Genomic DNA, 20,331 nt, shown 5'->3' on the forward strand with positions numbered 1-20,331 from the left:
ATAGATACTCTCGTTTATAGATAGTTCAACAAATCCGATCTAATACTTCATTTCCCTTGAACACGAAAATCATATCGGCGAATTAAAAAATCTGCTCGGTAGATGTCGTCAAAAACGGACTATAATGCTACGATTTATCATTGTAAAATATATGCTTGGCAGCTACTGTTCCAGCAGCAAGTTGAAAAATGCCGAACGAATACATGGGCTGCCGCCTCTTATCAGTTGGTGACCCAGGATTAAATACCAGCAGGCCACCTGAGCGCTTAAGTACTGGAATATGGGAATGGCCATAGATCAGCACATTCAAATGAACATTCTTGAAGGCTTCCAACGCACGCGCTTCCGTATTTATTCTTTTCCCAACACCATGTCCGTGAACGATACCCATTTTTACACCCTCGAGCTCTAACTGCCTCTGCAGTCCAAACTTGCGGATAATGTCTGGTCCATCATTGTTGCCTGCGACACCGTAGATCGGGGCGAATGCTGCCAAAGCCTCATACACGGAAAGATTCGTCCAATCACCTGCATGAATGATAGCATTTGCCGTTTTTAGCTCGCGAAGCAATCGATCTGGCAGTTTCTTGTTCATTCTGGGCATATGCGTATCAGATACGACGACGATTTTCATCCTCACCGACCTCGATTCCTTGTCTTCATATTTTCATTCGTATTTCATGTTTTCATCATATAGACCAATAAGACAACAATCAATGCTACAACGAAAAAAACGACAGCTATTGTTTTCTGACCAGATGCGTAAAGTGACGAGCAAAAGCAAATTGTCTTAACAGCTACTTACCCTGATGGCTTAACGCAAAATATATCCAACAAAGAAGAATGGGAAAGTTAAGGCAAAGTGGAAATCCTCAGACGACTCAGTCGCTTATGTGGTAAATGGCAAACATTTCGGTCAAAAGTCGGGAGCAGCAGAAGTTACGGCAACTTACGGAGACAAAAGCGTGACCTTTCATGTTGACGTTGAGGTGCCAAAGCGTCTGGATTTCGATACGGATTCCTTCGACCTGGGCTTGAATAAGTCCCGTGAATTAAAGCTTTATGCGGCTTTTGCGGATGGAACCCGGGAATGGATTACGGACAAAGCTCAATGGTCGTCTGATCATACGAATATCGCGGACGTGATCAAAGGCAAGGTGACAGGATACAAATCGGGAACAGCTACCATTAAAGACTCTTATAGTGGCAAAGAGGCGACCGCGATAGTTAGAGTGGACATTCGGAATCAGATTGTTCTGAGCAAAACAACGGTGGACAAGCAGATCGGCGAGTCGATGACCTTGACCGCCAATGCCAATTACAGCGATAACCGTGTGGTCGATGTCTCCGCGCTTGCTCAATGGAGCTCCGCTCATCCTAATGTGATCGAGGTCAACAAAGGAACGACTAAGAGCGTGAAAATTCAACTTTTTACGAGGCTACGGCGGATTTTACCTTAACGGTAACTCCCTGGGTTTCTTTTTTTATACAAGCTATTGCACTTAAAAGAACATCGTTCGTATTAGTCGCCCGGATGTAATATAGCAGAATTGGATTGGGAATCCTAATGAATTGGAGTTTAGGCATATAGACATTACTTGAACTGAACATTAGCGTCAAGCAAGAAAAAGTCATTGCAAGCTGAAGTTAAATCATTTATTATGGATATCGCGGGTCCATGTTTATAGGGTCCTTAGGAAAGGATGAGGGGACCATGCAATACTCTAAAAGTACAGATTACGCTCTACACGCCTTACTTCATTTGGGTCAATCGGATCGCCGCAACAATATTGGAATCAAGGAATTAGCTGTGACACTTGGCGTTTCTGAAAGCTATTTATCCAAAATCATGTCCAAGTTGAGGCAGGATGGAATCGTACGTGCGGTACCGGGGGTGAACGGCGGTTACGAGTTGGCACGACCGGCCGAACAGATTACATTTCTTGATGTGGTTCAAGTAATTGAAGGAAGACAGCAATTGTTCGAATGCTCGAATTCGAATTCGCAGCAGCATCGGTTGCTAGCGAAAGCTGGGGATGTACCACGGGAGCAAGAAGGCCCAAAAAATAGCGAATGTTTGGTTGAGAAGGTGATGGGCGGCGCGGAAGAGCATCTGCACCAATACTTGCGGGAGCACTCTATCCAGTCGGTAATGGATGAAGCTTTCAAGCGTTGCAATCATGAGGTAAACAAGAAGTGATACGCTTCTTGCGCTTTAATTATGGATAATAAAGATCTATGGAGGGTGGTATTGATAGCGAAAAACGAACATCTTGATGTGGTGATTATTGGCGGAGGCCCCGCTGGGTTGAACGCCGCCCTCGTGCTGGGGAGGGCGAGGAAAAATGTAGCGGTGATCGATGAAGGCCGTCCTCGCAACGCTGTCACTCGCGAGACCCATGAACAATGAACTGAATGCAGAGGCTTGGAGGAAGACGGATGGACATTTTTGAGGCAGGAAGTACAAGGTGTAGTAGCAATGTAATCACTAAATTATGGGTCGGTTTTCCAGGCGAGCTGCAACAATCCCGGATTACAAAATGTCAGGAGTAATGGCTGGTCAGAGCCGGAGGTGATTTGGACCATTGTGGCGAGCGGTGCCGCCTTGATACTTTTCGTCTGGCGGCAACTTATCCGTTATTTTCACTTGTCGCAGTGCTGCTCGTCATGTTAATGATGACATTTTTCTCGACGGCGATCATGCTTCCGTTGACGGCGTTCAAGTCTGGAGTGATCCTGCTACCCGGAGGAATAGTGAACGGGAGCATGGCTCCGGTCGCTGGAAAGCTGTTCGATTAGTAGCGGTGTACATTGCGATGATGATCGGTGTCTCGCTAGTGATGATGCCCGCACAGACCGCTGGGTTCAATCAGCTGCCGCGCCATCGGTACCCGCATGGGACCGCGATCTTAAACACGCTGTTGCAGGTAGCCGGTGCGATCGGCACTGCTCTGTATATCAGTATCATGGCCAATGGACAGAAAAATTACTTGAATGGATCGAGCGACCCGCATTCTCCAGGAGAAATAGTCAAAGCGCTTGCAAACGGCATAAATAACGCCTTCTGGGTTGGCGTTTTCATCGCACTTGGTGTGTTCATTCTCGGTTTGTTCCTCCGCAAAGCGAAATCGCCGGAGATAAAAAATGAAGGGTCGCATGATGAAGATAGACGCTGGTCCAGAACAGAACGTCATAAACTATAATGTCGCGACTTAGCTGATGTAAGATAAAACGCTAAGTCGGTCATGTCCGAAGGCTTAGCGTTTAATGTTGGGGGACCCCATAAAGGAGATAGAGACATGACGGAATTTTGGGAATCAAGTTTTATAGAAAAACAAGCGATGTGGGGATTTGAGCCTACAGACTCCGCAATCGCGACAAAGGACTTTTTCCTTGAAAGGAATGTTAAAGACATACTGGTGCCAGGTATAGGATATGGCAGGAATGCAAAGGTTTTTATTGACAATGGAATAAAAGTAACAGGTATTGAGATTTCAAAAACAGCGATTGATTTGGCGAGGCAAAATGGGATTGATATTAGTATTTTTCATGGTTCTGTAACAGAGATGCCTTTTGATAACAAACGCTATGACGGTATATTTTGCTATGCGCTTATTCATTTATTGAATGATCGCGAGAGAGAGAAGTTTATTAAGGATTGCTATAATCAGTTAAAGCCAAATGGATATATGATTTTTGCAACTGTTTCGAAAAAAACCCCAATGTTTGGAAAGGGCAAACAACTGGATAAAGACTATTTCGAGATAATGGAAGGCGTTAACATGTTTTTTTATGATTCTGACTCCATAATACAAGAATTTGAAAAATATGGACTGGTGGAGTTTTCAGAAATTGACGAGCCAAGTAAGAACGTGAAAAATAAACCTCCGCTTAAATTTATAATTGTAAAATGTATGAAAGCACTATAAATATATGAAGTTGCTTCTTCGTCAGCGGCTGCTCCCAACGGCAGGCGCTTTTTAGTATTGATCCTAAAAGTCGTTTGTTATAGGCGCGAACCTTCGCCATCCATTTCATTGGAATGTTGGAATTTTACGTACCAGAAGAAGTAGATGGAGAGAATGAAGCTGTAGCAGCGCAAGTTGGACAGCTAGTGAAAAAACATTTCTAGTTTGTTGAATAGAAAGATTTTCTTGGCGAGGCAGTAAGATTAATTTGTATGATTTTCATTCGGCGCTCGACTATTAATCTCTATTGAGCTAACGGGCAGCAAACTGTAAATATGTGTTAAAATAAGAAAGGACGTTTATTGAAGTTCCATGTAAAATTCGTTGTGAAAGGTAGGGATGCAATTGGGGACGGACATTCATGTATATATCGAGCAGAAAACGATCAAAAATGACAATCCTTTAATGACTCACTGGATCAGCGTAGATGAATGGATAAATCACCCTTGCTTTGAAGCAATGGAAGTCCGAAAAAAATACTGGACAGATAGAAATTACTTGTTGTTTGCGATATTAGCTAATGTAAGAAATCGATATAGTATTCAACCAATCTCACTGCCAAAGGGTCTACCTGACGATGTTAGCCCAGAGGTAAAGAATGAAAGTGATGAAGAAAATGGGGACGCTCACACAAGAAGTTGGCTGTCTTTAAAAGAACTCCTCGAATATGATTGGCAACAAACAATGGAGGATGACGACGAAGTAATCTGTACTTTTGAAGACTTAGTTATTCCTTTTGTGAGTGACTTTATCCCACGGCTAAGTAAAATTGACGAGCCTGAGAATGTTCGCATGGTCTTTTGGTTTGATAATTAGCAGCTCTTTAAACTAGAGGATAAAGTTAGTTGAATAATAATTCGAAGGCGACGGAGCAGATCGATCCATTACTTTCTGCTTCGCTAATTGCGAATAAACCTTATGCTGAAATTTATGATATTCTATTGAAAACATGAAATGAGAGATCAGGAGAGGCGGGCACGTGTTATGAAGCTTACATTTCCACAAGTGAATACAACGGAACAAATCGCTGAGGTTGCACGATTGGCGGCAGAAATATGGCGTGAATATTATGTAACCATTATTACAATAGAGCAGATTGAATACATGATTAGCCAATTCCAATCGATTCCAGCGATTAAGGATCAGATCCATCATCAGGGTTACGAATATTACTTCATTCATCACGATGGATCTGCGGTCGGATATATGTCGGTCAGACAAGAAGAGGGTAAGCTCTTCCTGAGCAAGTTTTACATAGGTAAGGAGCACCGGGGGCGCGGCTATGCGAGCCAAGCGTCGGCATTCCTTGAGCAGCTGTGCAAAGAGCGGAATTTAAGCCATATTTGGCTGACGGTCAATCGTCATAACGAATCCACTATTGCGGTATATGAGAAAAAAGGCTTCAAAACCGTACAAGAAAAAAAGGCGGATATCGGGAATGGATTCGTCATGGATGATTTTATTATGGAAAAAGAAATTCCGGTTTCATAACTGAAAAGAGGACCAATTGCGAATACAAGAGACCGCTTTAGAGACAGGGCGGTCTTTTTTTGAAAGATTCACAAGGATTCAATTCACGGACAAAGATAGTTTAGTTGAAATCGATAACTATGGAGGGGTAACGATGGATGAAATAGTCGGAGCATGGTCTGCAGATGCTTTATTTGAACCGGGGCCAAGTGATGAGATAATTCTACGGAAAAGTCAAACAAGGTACATTCAAATTTAATAGTATGTATCCAACAAGGAACTACGACAAAAGATGAGCCTATAACTATCCTTTCGGTAGAAAACGGTAACCTATTCGAAACAAATAAATATGGTTTAGTGAAAAGAATAATTGAAAAGGATTACTTTGCTAAAAGACTGATACTTTTAAATAAAAGCTAACTGTTTGCTTTTTTTTAACTAACGGTCAGTTTAGTTGAGCGAAGCGTTATATCTAACACCTTTTGTATTATTCAATTGGAATCATTTCCACTTAAAAGGAGGTTTCGTTAAATGGAAGAGCAAGCGAAAATAGCGAATATATCTGGTTCATCAATTGTATTGCTAGTAAAGGATACACAAGCTGCTTCTGAGTTTTACAAGAAACTTGGATTTATATATGAAGAAATTGGCGGACACGTACACGTATCAAGAGGCAATATTACATTTATTTTGCATCCCGCTAAAAACAAAGAGGATGTAAGACCTTCATCTTCTGTTGAAGGTGGGTTATATTTTGATGTTTTTGCATATACGGATGCAGTCGATTTGTTGGTTGAAGAATGCCTTGCTAATGGTATAGAGATAGTTAAAGGTCCTAGCTACTCTGAACACTGGAGTGAATTTACTATGAAAGACGCTGATGGATACCGCATCGCCTTCGGCGGTGGAGTAAGTAAGAAGCTGGATTAGTAATGAAATTTAAACGTTAACTGTCACGATAGTTAAACATTGAAGGATCAGTTTGCTGCGGTAGCTGCTCCTTTATTAATTAAGCTGACGGACAGGTTAGTGTAAGGTAGAATAGTTCAAAAATTACTGCCAATTCGGCTGATTGAGACCCGGATCCGCAATAACGCTTACCTCTTTACGCCCGGCCTCGCATCCAATTGCTTCTGTACTTCTTTCCGTACCTCTTCGATGCCTGCTTGCTTCAGCTCCTCGTTAAACTTGGGGAGGATCATGTCAACATCAACGGTGCCGGTCATGAGGCTAGGATAATATTTTTTCCAAACCATCTCGATGTTATCGGTTTGGGCGGTCAGCTTGGATAGATCAGGCGTAAAGCCGAGAGCCGTGGACTTGATTGCTTCGGCGTTGTATTTGCGGAACTGATCCCATTTATCGAGGGGCTCCGGGTTATCACCGCCCAGGGTGCTCAGAATGAACCAGTTACCCTGTGTATATTGTACTCCTGCATAGCTTGCTGGTGCATCCGGGATCGGGTCGCCGTGGCTGTCTTTGCCGGGAATGGGGACCACTTGCCCGTGTTCGCCCCGCGTGTAATGCACGCCTTCAATGCCATAATTAAATAAGTTTCTTATTTCAGGGTCGGTATTGAGCAGATTCAAAAACTTAATAGACTGGGCGGGATGTTTGGTGGTGGCATTAACAGCCATCACTCCTCCACGGACTGATTCTGTGGTGACGACACTAGGGGTAACGGGATACGATACAACCTTGTATCCGCGATCCTTACTCCAAGTATTCTCCGAGAGGGGGCCGCCGCCTGAGGACTTCCAGAACACTTTATCCCCACGCTTAAGTCCGCCAGGCTCCCGCAGCGCGGCGTCCTTGTTAATGAAGCCTTCCTTATAATAACGACGTAATGTGTCTAATACCTGACGTGCTTCCTTTGTTTCGAAGATATTTACGACCTTAGCGTTAGGGTCCAGTGATTTCACCATCAAGGGAACTTTATGGTTCAAAACATATTCGTAGCCGTAGAGGGCGAAGAAATTATGTGAATCCCGATCTAATTCCATCGGTATGTATGCAGGTTCATCCTGTTGAATCATCCGGAGCAACGGTTCAAGTGATTCCAGCGTATCGTACTTGGTAATGTCGATATTGTACTTATTCACAATTGAAGCGGGGTACATCCAATGATCACGCACGGCCAGCTCTTTATTGGTCGGCACACCATAAATGCCTCCATCATTCATTCGTACCCCTTGCCAAAAGGTGGGGTCAATGGTGTCGTACAAATCCTTGCCCAGGCCCGAAAGATAGTCATCAAGTCTGAGCCATGCGCCGCGCATAGCGGTGGATGCATAATTGGGTGCAAAAGCAATGTCAAAAGGAGTTCCTGCGGATATAAGTGTGTTCAGCCGATCTTCATACTCCTGCCAACCTACCTTGATATAGGTGATAGTCACGCCAATTTTACGAGCCAGGATTTCGTTGATTTTATCATTTACGAGCTTCAAATCCTTGTCAGGCTCTCCAATTGTGTAATAAATCAGATTTACAGTGTCACCATAATTTTTGTCATTGTTGCTTTTGCTAGGCTGCCGGGAGCAACCGGTCGTATACGCTGTGAGCAGCAATATAATACTGATTGTCATGAAGATACATCTGTGTCTAGAGCACTTTAGCATCCGTATCCTCCTTTCTGCCTAGCTCGATGTTAGCCTTTTCCCCGCAAATCAGAGGGAGATTTTCCGAAAAAGCTATGAAAGTGTGTATAGAAATAATTGAGATTATTGTAGCCGACGGAAAGCGCGACAGAAGAAATCTTCTCATCTGACGATTGGATTCGTTCTTGTGCGAGTAGCATTCGGTAACCCATTAGGTATTCTGAAAATTTCATTTCGGACTCTTTTAGAAATAGTTGTCCAAGATAGGTGCTGTTCATCTGGAAGCGCTCTGCCACTGATTTTAAGGTAATATTCTGAGCATACTCTGTCTTGATCATTAGCAGAATGCGGTTGACCAGCTTGGATAAGCTGTCATAGCTTACACCTAGTACCGGGTCCTTGTTCAAACTCTCGCAGCTAATATTACCTATCGTACCACCCAGATCTTCAACAATAATCTTCTCAATAACTCGCTGCAGCTTTGTACGTTCTACAGGCTTGAGCAGATAGTCTTTGACACCACAGCGAATGGCTTCTTGGGCATACTTGAATTCACTATAGCCGCTCATAATAACATATTTTGTAGGGATGTGGAGCTCGTTGAGTCTCTGGATCGTTTCATAGCCAAGATTCTTGCCAATGCAGACATCAAAAATGGCGACATCTGGCATCAGGTCTACAACCTTGGACATAGCCTCGTCCGTAGATTCGCAGGTCTCAATCCGACTGAAACCGTATCCTTTCCAGTCCACGATTCGCTTCATGCCCTCCAAAATCTGAGGCTCGTCATCCATAATCAGCAGTTTGTACATGCTCAGTCACCTCTTTTGATATCCGTACGGAAATCTTAACTCCAGCTTCCTCGTTATTCTCAATCTCTATAGAAAAGCTTTTCCCATAAAAGAAGTGAAGCCTTGTGTATACGTTCCGTAGACCGATACTCTCGGAGTAAGTATCATCATGGTTGGACAGTGTGCTTCGCACTGCAAGTAAACGCTCCGTATTGATACCACGCCCATTATCCACGAATTCCAATACATAATGCTCCTCGTCTTCCCAGCCATTAACGACATACAGGTTAAACTCATTACTAGCGCTAAAGCCATGGATGAAAAAATTTTCAGCCAAAGGCTGCATCCAAAATTTCACGGTCGGGAGCAAGAGTAACGTTGGCTCTACATTGACTTGATAAAAAAAACGCTCGGGATACTTAAACTCCATAATCTCTAAGTACTTCTGTAGTAATTCCAGCTCACTTGCAATAGAAATGATATTTTCCTTTTTGACAATCTCACGATAGAGCGCGCCTAAGGTAGCAATTGCATCAGCGGTGTCCCTGTCCTGGTTAACAAGAGCAGTGGAGCGGATAACCTCTAACGTATTGTAAAGAAAATGAGGGTTGATTTGGTTTTGGAGCGCTATCATTTCCGTTTCTTGCTGCTTAAGCTTAAGCAAATATTCATTTCGGATATACTTATCCAACTGCTGAATCATATCGTCTAATTCCCTTGCGATCATGCCGTATTCATTTCGACGATAACGGGCAGGGCGATTAGTTGTGAAATTGGCTGTTTTCACGCGTCCAATCGATTGAATAATGCGATGCAGGAAGCGGGAATCATCCCGCATATTGTACATTATGAGCAGTAATACACTAATCATGGTCGTTAATACGATCAAAAAGATGGTGATTAGCATCCTGGCATGCTGCCGAATCAGCATAGATAAATCAACGATGCTGACGAAATTGAAATTGAATTTGGTGGATGGAAAGGTAATAAAAAATATATGCTTTAAAAAACCCTTCGAAATATAACCATGACTGCGTCCATTCGCCGCCGCCATACGGGCTAGTTCCTTCAAGTCTTGGTCCTGTCCATTACCGATAAGGTATATCTCGCCAGAAGCACTGATTGCAGCGGCCTTTCCAAATCGGTATTTTTGTGTAGATTTAAAGATTTGATCACTGCTGACCAAGAAGCGCAGCTCGCCTAATTCCTTAGAGTCCACTGTAGGATCCGATAGTTTCTTGCGGTATACGAATCCCTTTAGAATGGTATCTTGAAATGCTTCATCTGTATTTGGAAGACCGAACTTGTAGCTTGCAATTCCGTTATCGTTAAAGCGTACGACATTGCCATACTGGTCGGTATGAAGACTAATCTGCGTTATTTCACCTTGCGCCCAGCTGTACAAATAGGTTTTAATATCCTCTGGGAAGGAGACCAGCGGCTGTGAGAACTGGCTGTTTTGCAGACTATTGGTTAAGTAGCCTTCAGCGCTGCTGCTTAAAAAGCTGCGAGCATCATCCATCAGACTATGATTGGAGTATATACGCTGCATGTAAGCTTCAATCCGGTCGGCATCATACTGCAGCTCATTCTCTACGCCAGCGAAAGCATTAGCGGCCTCTAGACGGGCATCGCCAACCCATTGGTTCAGCAGCATTGCACAGGTTAGAATGCCAAGCGTGAGCCCGATGGTCAAGACGAAGACGACATAGGCAATAAACTTGTAGCGATAAATTTTGATTTGTAAAAAAGAGCTCATACGACACCTCAATTGCAGCAGCTCATTGTAAGTAAGCGTTTACCATTCCACTTTAACATGATTAAGCAAAGCTTCATAGGTAGCAAGAAATAAGCATCCCATACAGAGTGTCTCAATAAGGGATGCTTATTCATTTAATCTTACTTGAAGTAATTATTAATTTGCTCTTGAGCAGCTTGCATAATCGTGTCCATACCAGCGGACTTTAGCTCAGCTGTAATCTTTGGAACCATTTTCTCCGGATCAGATGCCCCTGTAATGAGTTCATATTTGTATTTATCCCATACGGATTGGCAATTCGCCACTTCTGTCTGAAGATTACTGATGTCCAGTGCGAAACCTAGTATAGTGGACGATGTCGCTGCGTCATTCAGTTTTTTGACCTGTTCCCATTGATCCTCAGGAGCACCTTTGGTAACCGCTAGATTAAAGAATGTTCCTTGGGAGTAAGCGGCAAGCGGCCAAGTATCGGAAGTACGCTCGATTACCTTTTCGCCATCGACATTATTGTAGTCTACGCCTAACTCACCGAATGCCAGCATATTGCGCAGTTTTGGATCTGTGTTGACTAATTCGAGGTATTTCAATGCTTCCTTCTTATATTTCGAATTCGCAGAAATCGCGTTCAGGGAGCCTTGGATCGTACTCGTTGTATAAATAGGACCGAAGTGCTGAACCATATCATATTTTTGAACCGCGTCATTGATCTGCCAGCTTACTTCTGCGCCTGGAAATGCTTGAGCCGCAAAGAATGGTCTGCCTTTGTCGTTCTCTGTTTTGGTCGGAGCATCAGGGTTGATGATGCCATCCTGGTACCATTGATGCAGGAGCTTCAGATCGGCCATAACATCAGGCTGCTCGAGAACAGAGACAACCGTGCGTGATCCGTCATCAGCTTTTACGCCAATCGGGGTGAAGCCTAGCGTTAAATCGTCATAATTGTTAAAGAAGCCGTTCAATCCTTCGCCTTGCGTCATTGGCAATGGGTAGAAGCTCTTGCCTTCGCCAGACTTGATGCTGCGCAGAGGTTTATCAAGATCCTGCAGTGTTTTGATGTTATTGATATCGATGTTGTACTTTTGCACGTATTTATCATCGTACACCCAATATTGCGTTAGTGCTGAATCCTTATATGTGGGAACGGAGTAATACTTGCCGCCAATTTTTGTGCCATCCCATACTTTTTCAGGAATCAATTTGTATAAGTCAGCCGTTTCGCTTTGAACCAGATCAGTAATATCGGCAAAAGCACCCATAGCCACTTGCTTGCTGTATTTACCGCTGTTTGTGAACATAATGTCGAATGGTTCGCCAGTATTCACAATCGTGTTTATTTTGGTATCCCATTCGCCCCAGCTGGCTACCTTGATGTCAATTTTCACACCAATCTTCTCAGCTGTATATGCATTCATGGCATCAATAGCTTTGCTGAAGTTATTTGGCACTTGTCCGCCGATGGTCCACCAGACTAACGTCGGTATATCCTTGCTAGGTGCTGCGGTGTTCTCTGCTGTGTCTGTAGCTGTGGGAGGTTCGTTTGTTGTAGACGGAGCCTTCGAGCCGGAGCAGGCTGCTAAGGCACTCACCATTACTGTAAGAATACAGAGTGTAGAGAGTAGCTTCCAAGATTTCTTCATTTCATTTCCCCCTTATTGAAGTTGGATCACCGCAAGATTTGCACAGTGATCTATCATAAACCAAGCTTGCTTGGCTTATTTCGTTTATTATCCTTTGACAGCGCCGATCGTTAGTCCAGAAATGAAATATTTCTGAAAGAACGGATAGGCGAAGGCTACAGGCAGCACAATGATTATGGCTACAGCCATGCGGGCAGATTCCTTCGGCATAGTTGCGACGAGCACGGCATAGCTAACGCCCATGCTTGCAGCATTCTTGGCAAGCGCATCCACATTGCTCATCAAGCTATTTAACAGTGCCTGAAGAGAATACAGGTTTTGGTTGTCGATATATAGCATCGATTGAAACCAGTCATTCCAATAAGAGAAGCAGAGGAACAGCCCAATTGTTGCAATTACGGGCAAGGAGATCGGTAAGATGATAGAGAAAAAGATTCGCAGCTGGCTCGCGCCATCAATTTCAGCAGATTCAATCAGCCCATCGGGAATCGTGCTTTTGAAGAAGGTTTTACAAATGATAACGTTGAACGATGAGACGGCCAGCGGTAGAATAAGTGCCCAGACGCTATCTTTTAGCCCTAATAAATTTGTATTAATGAAGTAGCTGGATACCAGACCGCCATTGAATATCATCGGGATGAATACGACCCAGGTCAGAAAGCCATTCAGCTTGTAGGTTGGTCGAGAAAGTACATAGCCCATGGAGGTCGTAAGCAATACACCGAGCACAGTGCCAACGACAGTAACAAGAGCGGATACGCCGAGCGCCCGCAAAATCATCGTTCCCTGCTTGATTACATAGGCGTAAGCCTCACCTGACAATGCAATCGGCAACAGATGGTATCCTGTCTCACGTATGGAGTCCTCACTGGAAAATGAAATAGATAGAACAACAACTACTGGAATGACGCAGAGCAGCGCCAAGATGATAAAGATCAGGTTGAAAAAGATGTTAACGACGTTGTTTGTACGGTTAAATTTCTCAAGGCCCGTTTCGTAAGTCGTCCTCGTTGACATTGTGTTACCTCCTTACATCATCGCGCTATCAGGATCAATTTTGCGAACAATCCAATTAGCGATTAGAATAGTTGCGCAACCCAGAACCGACTGTACGAATGCGGCAGCAGCTGCCATGCCTAGTGTTGCGGACTTCAGTTGTTTATAGACCATGACATCGATCGTGGTAGACACGTTGAACAGAGAATTGGAATCTCGCGTGACCTGATAGAACAAGCCGAAATCGGTGTAGAATATACGTCCAACGGCCAAAATGAACAGCATGACGATAACTAGCTTGAGCATGGGCAATGTAATAAATCTCGTCTGCTGCCAAATGGAAGCGCCATCAATAACAGCTGCCTCATAGTATGTGCTGTCAAGGCTTGTGATGGTTGCCAGATAAATGACCATACCATAGCCCAAGCCTTTCCAGACATTTAAGAGAATCAGAAAATATGGCCAGTATTGCGGCTCCATATACCAGTTAACAGGATCGCTGCCCATATTGACGAGCATTTGATTGACAATTCCTTTATCGAAGCTTAGGAATGCCCAGCCTACAGCGGATACGACAACCCAAGATAGGAAATAGGGGAGGAACATCATCGTCTGATAGACTTTACTTGCTTTGCGGTTGTGGAGCAGTCCGATCATAATCGCTAATAGAACGGGCAGCACAATGCCTAGAACGATAAAAATAATATTGTATCCGATGGTGTTTCGAATAATGATCCAAGCGTCATTCGACTTGAATAAGAACTCAAAGTTTTTGAAGCCAACCCACGGACTGTTAAACACATTGCTCAAGAAGCCGCCGCTAATTCTGAAGTTTTTGAAGGCAATAATGATCCCGAACATAGGTAAGAAACAAAACAGTATGTACCAAATCGTCGTAGGCAATGCCAAGATCGTTAGTTCCGTATCCTGCTTGTGCCAACGGAATGGTAAGCGCTTTCTTTTAACTTGTTGCTCAACTTCAGATCTCATGTCTGTCACTCCTTCCGGTGTTTTCTCGCTTGTGTTGCACTTGTTAGGCTCATTGTATAATAGAGCATTCGATGCTTCTAGATAACAAACTTGATACTATAGTCAACAAACGTTAGATTCGAAAATATCTGTTTACGGAACATGTTTGCTATTCCGCTTACCGAAGTGTTTAATCAAGTTCCTCGGGAAGGTTAATCCAAAGATTTCTAGAATGATTTGTACGATGGAATTTTAAAGGAAAGGTATGCAGAATAAATGAAAACGATGTATATGAAAAAAATAATACTTATAGGTTCAGGAGGTTCTGGAAAGTCTTCTTTGGTTCATAAGTTAGGCGACAGTTTAGCTATTGATGTATACCATCTTGACGCAATGTTCTGGAAACCAGGGTGGAAAGCCACTCCGAAAGATGAGCAAAAAACGGTTCAACAGGAACTGGTGAATCGTGGGAGTTGGATTATCGACGGTAACTATAACGGTACAATGGATATCAGATTGCAAGCCGCGGATACTATAATTTTTTTAGACTTGTCGAAGTGGCTGTGTTTATACCGTGTAATAAAGAGGAGAGTTCAGTACCGTAACAAAAAAAGGAGTGACATGGCAGAGGGCTGTGAAGAAAGAATTAGTCTGCATTTTTTGAAGTGGGTCTGGGACTACCCTAAGAAACAAAAACCTGTAGTTTCCGAAAAACTGCAAAGATTATCGCAAGAAAAAGAAGTCATCATTCTAAAGACTCCTAAGGACGTGAGAGGTTTTTTGGAAAAAGTGTATTCATTAAACGAACGCGCAGACAAACAATAACCGAATATTCGAAAACGTCCCGTATGTAATTGAAGTATACGGGGCGTTTTTGCGTGATAGAGAAAGCTTCAATATTTATGTGAATGGTCCTTAACATTTTGTTCGAAAATTCGCTTTTCCCTCCAAAGTTGCAGTCAAGAATTTTTTCGACTTTCTCAATTGCTTTTCAATTTCTTCAATCTCGATGATTTTCTGTTCAACTATTTTCTTCTTTACCTCGTAAGATAAGTTAAGTTGTTGATTTATTAGCAAACTTAACTCTTCTATAGAAAAGTCTACGGATAAAAGTGTCTTCACATCATTTAGAAAGTCAACAATCTCTTCAGAATAAACACGATAATTGTTTACATCCCTTTTAACAAATGAATCCGGAATTAGATTCTTGCGTTCATAGAATCTCAATGTTGATATGGGCAGACCAGTTAATTTTGAAACCTCATTTATTTTCATATTGGGACCTCTTTAGTTGTTGCTATAAACCTAGGTTTATAGTTCATAATACGAATATGATAACGAACGACATACACAATGTCAAAAAATCTAATGTTATCAAAAGGAGAGGCATTATGTTTAACAATATTCAAAATAACGATTTCGCCAACATAGTAAAGGGACGACGTTCTGTGCGTAGTTACGATGAGAACATTAAAATATCGAAAGAGGAGATAAGCGAGATTATTTCGGAAGCCAGCTTGGCGCCATCCTCTGCCAATATGCAGCCTTGGCGTGTAATGGTGGTTGATACGCCAGAAGGAAAAGAAAAACTAAGACCTCTTGTTCGTTTCAATACTTTACAAAATGATACTTCATCAGCCATGTTATTAATTTTCGGTGATACCGAGAGCTATTTATATGCTGAAGAAATTTACAATACAGCTGTGGAACAAGGAAAGATGCCCGCCGAAGTACGAGATAGACAACTTGGAACTATTCTAACGATGTTCCCGTCTCTATCAAAAGAATTGAAAGTCGAAGTAGCGAAAGTCGATAGCAGTCTCTTTGCCATGCAGCTAATGTTAGTAGCCCGTGCTCACGGGTATGATACGAATCCAATGGCAGGCTTTGAAGTTGACCAGTTAGCAAAAGCATTTGATTTAAATGAAGAACGTTATGCTCCGGTAATGATTATTTCAATCGGAAAAGCCAAAGAAGCTGGGCATGAGTCAGTTCGATTAGGATCCGATAAGATTACGTTTTGGAGATAGCCATATATCTGGAATCTATTCATACTAGTGGAAAACAATATCTCAATCATGGAGCGAAAGCAGCCGATCAGAATGATCGGTTGCTTTTTCTATGCTAACGGGCAACGTAAAGTGCCTACCAAGAAAAAAGGAACTAAAAAGGTGTGTGAACAATGAAACCTCTTCAAATCGAGATCTTAAGTAACGAATTAATCTCCTCATACAGTTTGATTATTTCGATTTTTCTGAATATAGCAGAATAAGTAGTTCCAGTTTATGGTATAGTATGTTGTGAAGAATGTCATGCTATAGGGGCTGAGTAAGGATGATAGGGGATACGACAGAGAAAGAGCGGACGATATTTGATCATGCTGGAAATACGATCAAGACAGATGATCGAGAGATTCGTATTCTTGCCAAGTATGAGGAGCCATTGGTTGCCGTGCTGGGTAGTGTGCTTAGCGATGAGGAATGCGATGAGCTAATTAAACATTCTAGGGAACAATTGCAACGTTCGAAAATAGGTGGAAATCGTGAAGTCAATCAAATTAGAACGAGCAGTGGAGTGTTTTGTGAGGAGAAAGAAACGATTACAAAAATCGAGAAGCGCTTCTCTCAAATTATGAATATTCCTATCGAGCATGGTGACGGTTTGCAAGTTCTGCTATATACCCCTGGACAAGAGTATCAACCTCATTATGATTTCTTTGCAGAAACGAGTCGAGCAAGCGCTAACAATCGAATTAGTACGCTCGTGATGTATTTGAATGACGTGGAGGAAGGCGGAGAAACGGCTTTCCCCATGCTTAATATCTCAGTGATTCCTAACAAAGGCATGGCTGTCTATTTTGAATATTTTTACAGCAATCATGAATTAAACGATTTCACCCTTCATGCAGGTACACCCGTGATCAAAGGGGAAAAGTGGGTTGCCACGATGTGGATGAGAAGACAAGCCCATCGCTTTCCCTAGATGAATAATGATATGGAAGCAATGGGAAGACAGGTTGTTAACGATGGAAAAATCCGACCTCACGAGGTCGGTTTTTTTGATTTTTAGTCATGTAGATAGAACTAACGGGTAGAATAGTAGAATAATTCCAGTTGGTTTTCGTAAAATATAAAAAATAATATTTAACGTATGGTTATAGTGCGTTTATGTCGAAAAATAAAGGGAGGACTCGATGCTTTTAATGGTCTCTTTAATGACTTACATTCCTAGAATGATAGAAGTTATTGCTTTTATCTTTTTAGTTGCTGGACTGTATCGAATGTGGAAATCTAAGCCTTTAAACGCTAACGGGTAGCAATAAATAAAGCAGTGAATTATGTCCACATAGTGCAAAATTAGGTCTTGTTAATTCAAAGATTAATATAGCTTGGGAATGTATCATAAAAGAATACGCCTTCACGAATAGACTTTTCGAGTCGAATGTAGAAGCCTAATCCTTTTTTTGCAAACAAAGAACAATGACCAATCACTTTACTAAGGAATAGAGGGATTCATTATGACAACAAACAAAACTCCGCAATTAGGAAATACGGCACGCAGCTATGATCTTGTTCCAGATTGGGTAAAGCTTCCTGCACACTTAGAGTTTGGCTATACACATGGAATTGTCGTAGACCAGCAGGATAATGTCTATGTTTTTCATACAGGAAAACCGTCAATTTTCAAATTTGATCAGACAGGGGAGTTTCAAGCGGCCTGGGGCGAAGAGTTCGAGGGTGGCGCTCACGGATTTTATCTTCATAAGGAGCAAAACAGCGAATACCTCTTTGTTACAGACACCTCTCGCGGCAATGTTGTAAAAATGGATTTAGACGGAAAGCACTTGCTGACATTGGGAACGCCAGATCGTCCTGATTTATATAGCGAGGAGCTAAAATATATCCCTACAGACGTAGCCGTTTCGGCAAATGGTGATATTTATGTATCTGATGGCTATGGTCAAAGCTGGATTCATCACTATAATGCAGCAGGGGAATATATCCGTTCCTGGGGCGGCAAAGGTACGGAGTTGGGACAATTGAATTGTCCGCATGGTATTTCCATTGATACACGTAGTGGTGTAGAAGAGGTTTATGTAGCTGATCGCGGCAATCATCGGATTCAAGTCTTTACCTTACAGGGCGATTTCAAAAGAGTCATCGTGGACGATATGGATCAGCCTTGCAGCTTCTATTATCACGGGGATGATCTTTTCTTCCCAGACTTAAACAGTCGGATTACGATCTTCGACAAAAATGATCGGTTAATCTGTCATTTAGGCGAGGATCAGCAGGCATACAAACAAGAGGGCTGGCCGAATTTACCTAAGTCTTACTACAAAGATAATAAATTCAGCTCACCTCATGGCATTTGCGTAGATTCCAAGGGTTCTGTTTATGTTGCTGAATGGATTTTCGATGGACGAGTAACCAAGCTTGCGCTTGCATAATTGTAAATAAAGGGAACCGGCGTGTCCAGATTGACTGGATATGCCGGTTTTTTTGATTTCCCGGTTATGTTTTTTCACCTCTTTTATCAATTTAAGGAGTAGGTTTGCGCAACATTTTATTACCATTATCGTCTAATTGCTAAGAGAACTTTTGGGCAAAATTGGGAGGGGTACAAATGGTTGGCAAGATAATTGGTGGCTGGATGGTTATTACGTTTAGCTATTTTCTTACGATGTATGCAATGTTTACGTTGTATTGGATCATTTTCAAAGAACCTATAGACCATAATTGGGACAAATCTGGTACTTTTGCTGGTATACCGTTGCTAATCATTCCATATTTCATAGCTGGAATATATTCGAATCTGGTTTTTGTCAATAAACGCGCGGGTGCGCTATGGGTAAGCATAATTCCTGTTATTTGTGAGCGATTGTTGATTTATTTAATTGGCTATTTATTAGTGCTTGCAGGCGGTGACGGATCGATGAATGGAATAACAACTATGATGTTCATTCGTGGTGAGGCAGCGCCTTACTACACGTATACCTATATCATCTGTGGTGTGATAAGCATTTTGATTTGTTTTATTGTTGCTTCTTATAAGCCTAAAGTTAATCAGTTGCTGCACTAACAGTTAACGATAGTGGAATGCAGCAGAATGCATCAGCAATCTGCTTTTTTTAATTGAAGTAATGGGCATAAAGCTTCTTCTTGGCCTTTACACTAGTGTGATGCTTTATGATTGGATTATGTGATCAACTCTGTGCCTTTGAAAATAAGTCAACTCGCTAAACGAACTGGGATTGGCACTCGGTCCGTTCGGCACTATGAGGAAAAAGGGTTAATGTCTGGGTTTCAGAACATATTCAACACTGTAGGACTTCTTGAATCCGGAGTAACGATAGCTTAATAAACTCGAAGAAACGGCAACGGGAACTTGGCTGTCGTTTTCACGACTAATGGGCAGGAAATTTTTATCATTTTCACGAATTCTAAGTTAGAAACTTTTGCGAAGTTTGCAAAATAAACGTGATAAGAAAGGGCGGCAAGCCGAAGATACGACCGGCGCTTCTTATTGTTATAGCACCAGAGGGAGTGGGAGAATGTATCCAATACTAGAAACAGAAAGACTGTTATTGCGAGAAATTGTCAAAGAGGATGCTCAAGGTATCTTCAATTGTTTTTCTAATAAGGATGTAACACGTTATTACGGACAAGATCCTTTAACAAGCATAGAACAAGCAGAGCAGTTTGTTGCGTTTTTTGCAAAGAACTACAATGAAAAACGGGGTATAAGATGGGGGATCGAATTAAAAGGTTATCCAGGTATTATCGGTACAATAGGGTTTAACGCTTGGATGACTAAACATAAAAGAGCCGAGATCGGCTATGAGCTTCATCCCGAATATTGGCAGAAAGGATATGCCGCTGAAGCTGTTTCCGAAGTGATTTCATATGGTTTTAAAGAACTTGATTTGACGCGTATTGGAGCAGTTGTTTTTATTGAAAATGTAGCTTCTAATGAAATGTTAACAAAATTAGGATTTGAAAAAGAAGGGGTTCTAAGAAATTATATGTACCAAAATGGCGTTCCGTATGATACGAACGTTTACTCATTGTTAAATTCAATTTAATGAGGGAAGCAATCAAACCTGCTGTAAAACGAGGCTGCCAGCATGCAGCAGCAGCCTTG

At 42.2% G+C, this 20,331-nt stretch carries 23 protein-coding genes and 1 pseudogene; 16 read left to right on the forward strand and 8 right to left on the reverse strand.

The features are described 5' to 3' along the window. Window positions 1–127: 127 nt before the first annotated feature. Window positions 128–634: a metallophosphoesterase family protein gene (locus ADU23_RS19100; protein ID WP_053375185.1), complete on the reverse strand. Its 507-nt coding sequence runs from the start codon at window positions 632–634 to the stop codon at window positions 128–130. Between the two features lie 331 nt (window positions 635–965). Here ADU23_RS19100 and ADU23_RS19105 point away from each other — a divergent pair, with 331 nt between their 5' ends. The 9 genes and pseudogenes from ADU23_RS19105 (at window position 966) to ADU23_RS19145 (ending at window position 6,368) form a co-directional block, all read left to right on the forward strand. Further along, entirely contained in the window at window positions 966–1,460 is a 495-nt protein-coding gene (locus tag ADU23_RS19105) for a hypothetical protein (protein ID WP_157265866.1), read from the forward strand. Between the two features lie 254 nt (window positions 1,461–1,714). After that, window positions 1,715–2,200 (forward strand): RrF2 family transcriptional regulator, encoded by a 486-nt coding sequence (locus tag ADU23_RS19110; RefSeq protein ID WP_053375187.1) that lies wholly within the window; start codon window positions 1,715–1,717, stop codon window positions 2,198–2,200. Between the two features lie 21 nt (window positions 2,201–2,221). Further along, window positions 2,222–2,401, forward strand: a pseudogene (locus tag ADU23_RS32220) (FAD-dependent oxidoreductase); the annotation flags it as partial. 176 nt (window positions 2,402–2,577) lie between these two features. After that, window positions 2,578–2,799: a hypothetical protein gene (locus ADU23_RS19115; RefSeq protein WP_053375188.1), complete on the forward strand. Its 222-nt coding sequence runs from the start codon at window positions 2,578–2,580 to the stop codon at window positions 2,797–2,799. A 17-nt stretch (window positions 2,800–2,816) separates the two neighbouring features. Beyond that, window positions 2,817–3,203, forward strand: a complete 387-nt coding sequence (locus ADU23_RS19120) for a hypothetical protein (RefSeq protein WP_053375189.1) — start codon at window positions 2,817–2,819, stop codon at window positions 3,201–3,203. A 96-nt stretch (window positions 3,204–3,299) separates the two neighbouring features. Beyond that, a complete protein-coding gene (locus ADU23_RS19125; RefSeq protein WP_053375190.1) occupies window positions 3,300–3,929 on the forward strand; it encodes a class I SAM-dependent methyltransferase in 630 nt (209 codons plus the stop codon). A 384-nt stretch (window positions 3,930–4,313) separates the two neighbouring features. Further along, a complete protein-coding gene (locus ADU23_RS19130; RefSeq protein WP_065383770.1) occupies window positions 4,314–4,784 on the forward strand; it encodes a hypothetical protein in 471 nt (156 codons plus the stop codon). A gap of 168 nt (window positions 4,785–4,952) precedes the next feature. Continuing rightward, window positions 4,953–5,459, forward strand: a complete 507-nt coding sequence (locus tag ADU23_RS19135) for a GNAT family N-acetyltransferase (RefSeq protein WP_053375192.1) — start codon at window positions 4,953–4,955, stop codon at window positions 5,457–5,459. A 510-nt stretch (window positions 5,460–5,969) separates the two neighbouring features. Further along, entirely contained in the window at window positions 5,970–6,368 is a 399-nt protein-coding gene (locus ADU23_RS19145) for a VOC family protein (RefSeq protein WP_053375194.1), read from the forward strand. A gap of 167 nt (window positions 6,369–6,535) precedes the next feature. On the opposite strand, the gene ADU23_RS19150 is transcribed toward ADU23_RS19145, so the two are convergent. The 6 genes from ADU23_RS19150 to ADU23_RS19175 form a co-directional block, all read right to left on the reverse strand. Beyond that, a complete protein-coding gene (locus tag ADU23_RS19150) occupies window positions 6,536–8,023 on the reverse strand; it encodes an ABC transporter substrate-binding protein (RefSeq protein WP_231637490.1) in 1,488 nt (495 codons plus the stop codon). A 62-nt stretch (window positions 8,024–8,085) separates the two neighbouring features. Then, entirely contained in the window at window positions 8,086–8,847 is a 762-nt protein-coding gene (locus ADU23_RS19155; protein ID WP_053375196.1) for a response regulator transcription factor, read from the reverse strand. After that, on the reverse strand, window positions 8,822–10,585 hold the full coding sequence (locus ADU23_RS19160) for a sensor histidine kinase (RefSeq protein ID WP_053375197.1): 1,764 nt from the start codon (window positions 10,583–10,585) through the stop codon (window positions 8,822–8,824). The genes ADU23_RS19155 and ADU23_RS19160 overlap by 26 nt, the downstream gene beginning before the upstream one ends. Window positions 10,586–10,725: 140 nt before the next feature. After that, the gene (locus ADU23_RS19165) at window positions 10,726–12,222 is read right to left on the reverse strand and encodes an ABC transporter substrate-binding protein (RefSeq protein ID WP_053375198.1); all 1,497 of its coding nucleotides are present in this window, start codon (window positions 12,220–12,222) and stop codon (window positions 10,726–10,728) included. A gap of 87 nt (window positions 12,223–12,309) precedes the next feature. Further along, window positions 12,310–13,239 carry a carbohydrate ABC transporter permease gene (locus ADU23_RS19170; protein WP_053375199.1) on the reverse strand — a complete coding sequence of 310 codons (930 nt, stop codon included), beginning with the start codon at window positions 13,237–13,239 and terminating at the stop codon, window positions 12,310–12,312. Window positions 13,240–13,251: 12 nt separating this feature from the next. Then, complete coding sequence (locus ADU23_RS19175; RefSeq protein ID WP_053375200.1) at window positions 13,252–14,208, reverse strand: ABC transporter permease; 957 nt, start codon at window positions 14,206–14,208, stop codon at window positions 13,252–13,254. Window positions 14,209–14,478: 270 nt separating this feature from the next. On the opposite strand from ADU23_RS19175, the gene ADU23_RS19180 reads away from it, so the two are divergent. After that, complete coding sequence (locus tag ADU23_RS19180; protein ID WP_053377720.1) at window positions 14,479–15,012, forward strand: DNA topology modulation protein; 534 nt, start codon at window positions 14,479–14,481, stop codon at window positions 15,010–15,012. A gap of 90 nt (window positions 15,013–15,102) precedes the next feature. Here ADU23_RS19180 and ADU23_RS19185 read toward each other — a convergent pair whose 3' ends face one another. Next, a complete protein-coding gene (locus ADU23_RS19185; protein WP_053375201.1) occupies window positions 15,103–15,462 on the reverse strand; it encodes a MerR family transcriptional regulator in 360 nt (119 codons plus the stop codon). A gap of 116 nt (window positions 15,463–15,578) precedes the next feature. On the opposite strand from ADU23_RS19185, the gene ADU23_RS19190 reads away from it, so the two are divergent. The 6 genes from ADU23_RS19190 (at window position 15,579) to ADU23_RS19210 (ending at window position 20,272) form a co-directional block, all read left to right on the forward strand. Beyond that, window positions 15,579–16,217 (forward strand): nitroreductase family protein, encoded by a 639-nt coding sequence (locus tag ADU23_RS19190; RefSeq protein WP_053375202.1) that lies wholly within the window; start codon window positions 15,579–15,581, stop codon window positions 16,215–16,217. Window positions 16,218–16,521: 304 nt separating this feature from the next. Then, window positions 16,522–17,169, forward strand: coding sequence for a 2OG-Fe(II) oxygenase (locus ADU23_RS19195; protein WP_053375203.1), 648 nt, complete (start codon window positions 16,522–16,524; stop codon window positions 17,167–17,169). Between the two features lie 535 nt (window positions 17,170–17,704). Beyond that, window positions 17,705–18,637 (forward strand): hypothetical protein, encoded by a 933-nt coding sequence (locus ADU23_RS19200; protein WP_053375204.1) that lies wholly within the window; start codon window positions 17,705–17,707, stop codon window positions 18,635–18,637. A gap of 176 nt (window positions 18,638–18,813) precedes the next feature. After that, window positions 18,814–19,269 (forward strand): hypothetical protein, encoded by a 456-nt coding sequence (locus tag ADU23_RS19205; protein ID WP_053375205.1) that lies wholly within the window; start codon window positions 18,814–18,816, stop codon window positions 19,267–19,269. Between the two features lie 132 nt (window positions 19,270–19,401). Next, entirely contained in the window at window positions 19,402–19,548 is a 147-nt protein-coding gene (locus ADU23_RS34280) for a MerR family DNA-binding transcriptional regulator (protein WP_442950654.1), read from the forward strand. Window positions 19,549–19,741: 193 nt separating this feature from the next. Continuing rightward, window positions 19,742–20,272 carry a GNAT family N-acetyltransferase gene (locus ADU23_RS19210; protein ID WP_053375206.1) on the forward strand — a complete coding sequence of 177 codons (531 nt, stop codon included), beginning with the start codon at window positions 19,742–19,744 and terminating at the stop codon, window positions 20,270–20,272. The last annotated feature ends 59 nt before the right edge of the window (window positions 20,273–20,331 follow it).

It is taken from the genome of Paenibacillus sp. FJAT-27812, assembly GCF_001273905.1.
GTDB lineage: Bacteria > Bacillota > Bacilli > Paenibacillales > Paenibacillaceae > Pristimantibacillus.

Coding starts and splice junctions, on each gene's coding strand:
- ADU23_RS19180 (WP_053377720.1), top strand. CDS start 14,479: ATGAAAAAAATAATACTTATAGGTTCAGGAGGTTCTGGAAAGTCTTCT.
- ADU23_RS19200 (WP_053375204.1), top strand. CDS start 17,705: ATGACAACAAACAAAACTCCGCAATTAGGAAATACGGCACGCAGCTAT.
- ADU23_RS19195 (WP_053375203.1), top strand. CDS start 16,522: ATGATAGGGGATACGACAGAGAAAGAGCGGACGATATTTGATCATGCT.
- ADU23_RS19165 (WP_053375198.1), bottom strand. CDS start 12,222: ATGAAGAAATCTTGGAAGCTACTCTCTACACTCTGTATTCTTACAGTA.
- ADU23_RS19110 (WP_053375187.1), top strand. CDS start 1,715: ATGCAATACTCTAAAAGTACAGATTACGCTCTACACGCCTTACTTCAT.
- ADU23_RS19160 (WP_053375197.1), bottom strand. CDS start 10,585: ATGAGCTCTTTTTTACAAATCAAAATTTATCGCTACAAGTTTATTGCC.
- ADU23_RS19210 (WP_053375206.1), top strand. CDS start 19,742: ATGTATCCAATACTAGAAACAGAAAGACTGTTATTGCGAGAAATTGTC.
- ADU23_RS19135 (WP_053375192.1), top strand. CDS start 4,953: ATGAAGCTTACATTTCCACAAGTGAATACAACGGAACAAATCGCTGAG.
- ADU23_RS19120 (WP_053375189.1), top strand. CDS start 2,817: ATGATGATCGGTGTCTCGCTAGTGATGATGCCCGCACAGACCGCTGGG.
- ADU23_RS19150 (WP_231637490.1), bottom strand. CDS start 8,023: ATGACAATCAGTATTATATTGCTGCTCACAGCGTATACGACCGGTTGC.
- ADU23_RS19100 (WP_053375185.1), bottom strand. CDS start 634: ATGAAAATCGTCGTCGTATCTGATACGCATATGCCCAGAATGAACAAG.
- ADU23_RS19170 (WP_053375199.1), bottom strand. CDS start 13,239: ATGTCAACGAGGACGACTTACGAAACGGGCCTTGAGAAATTTAACCGT.
- ADU23_RS19190 (WP_053375202.1), top strand. CDS start 15,579: ATGTTTAACAATATTCAAAATAACGATTTCGCCAACATAGTAAAGGGA.
- ADU23_RS19205 (WP_053375205.1), top strand. CDS start 18,814: ATGGTTGGCAAGATAATTGGTGGCTGGATGGTTATTACGTTTAGCTAT.
- ADU23_RS19175 (WP_053375200.1), bottom strand. CDS start 14,208: ATGAGATCTGAAGTTGAGCAACAAGTTAAAAGAAAGCGCTTACCATTC.
- ADU23_RS19145 (WP_053375194.1), top strand. CDS start 5,970: ATGGAAGAGCAAGCGAAAATAGCGAATATATCTGGTTCATCAATTGTA.
- ADU23_RS19185 (WP_053375201.1), bottom strand. CDS start 15,462: ATGAAAATAAATGAGGTTTCAAAATTAACTGGTCTGCCCATATCAACA.
- ADU23_RS19125 (WP_053375190.1), top strand. CDS start 3,300: ATGACGGAATTTTGGGAATCAAGTTTTATAGAAAAACAAGCGATGTGG.
- ADU23_RS19155 (WP_053375196.1), bottom strand. CDS start 8,847: ATGTACAAACTGCTGATTATGGATGACGAGCCTCAGATTTTGGAGGGC.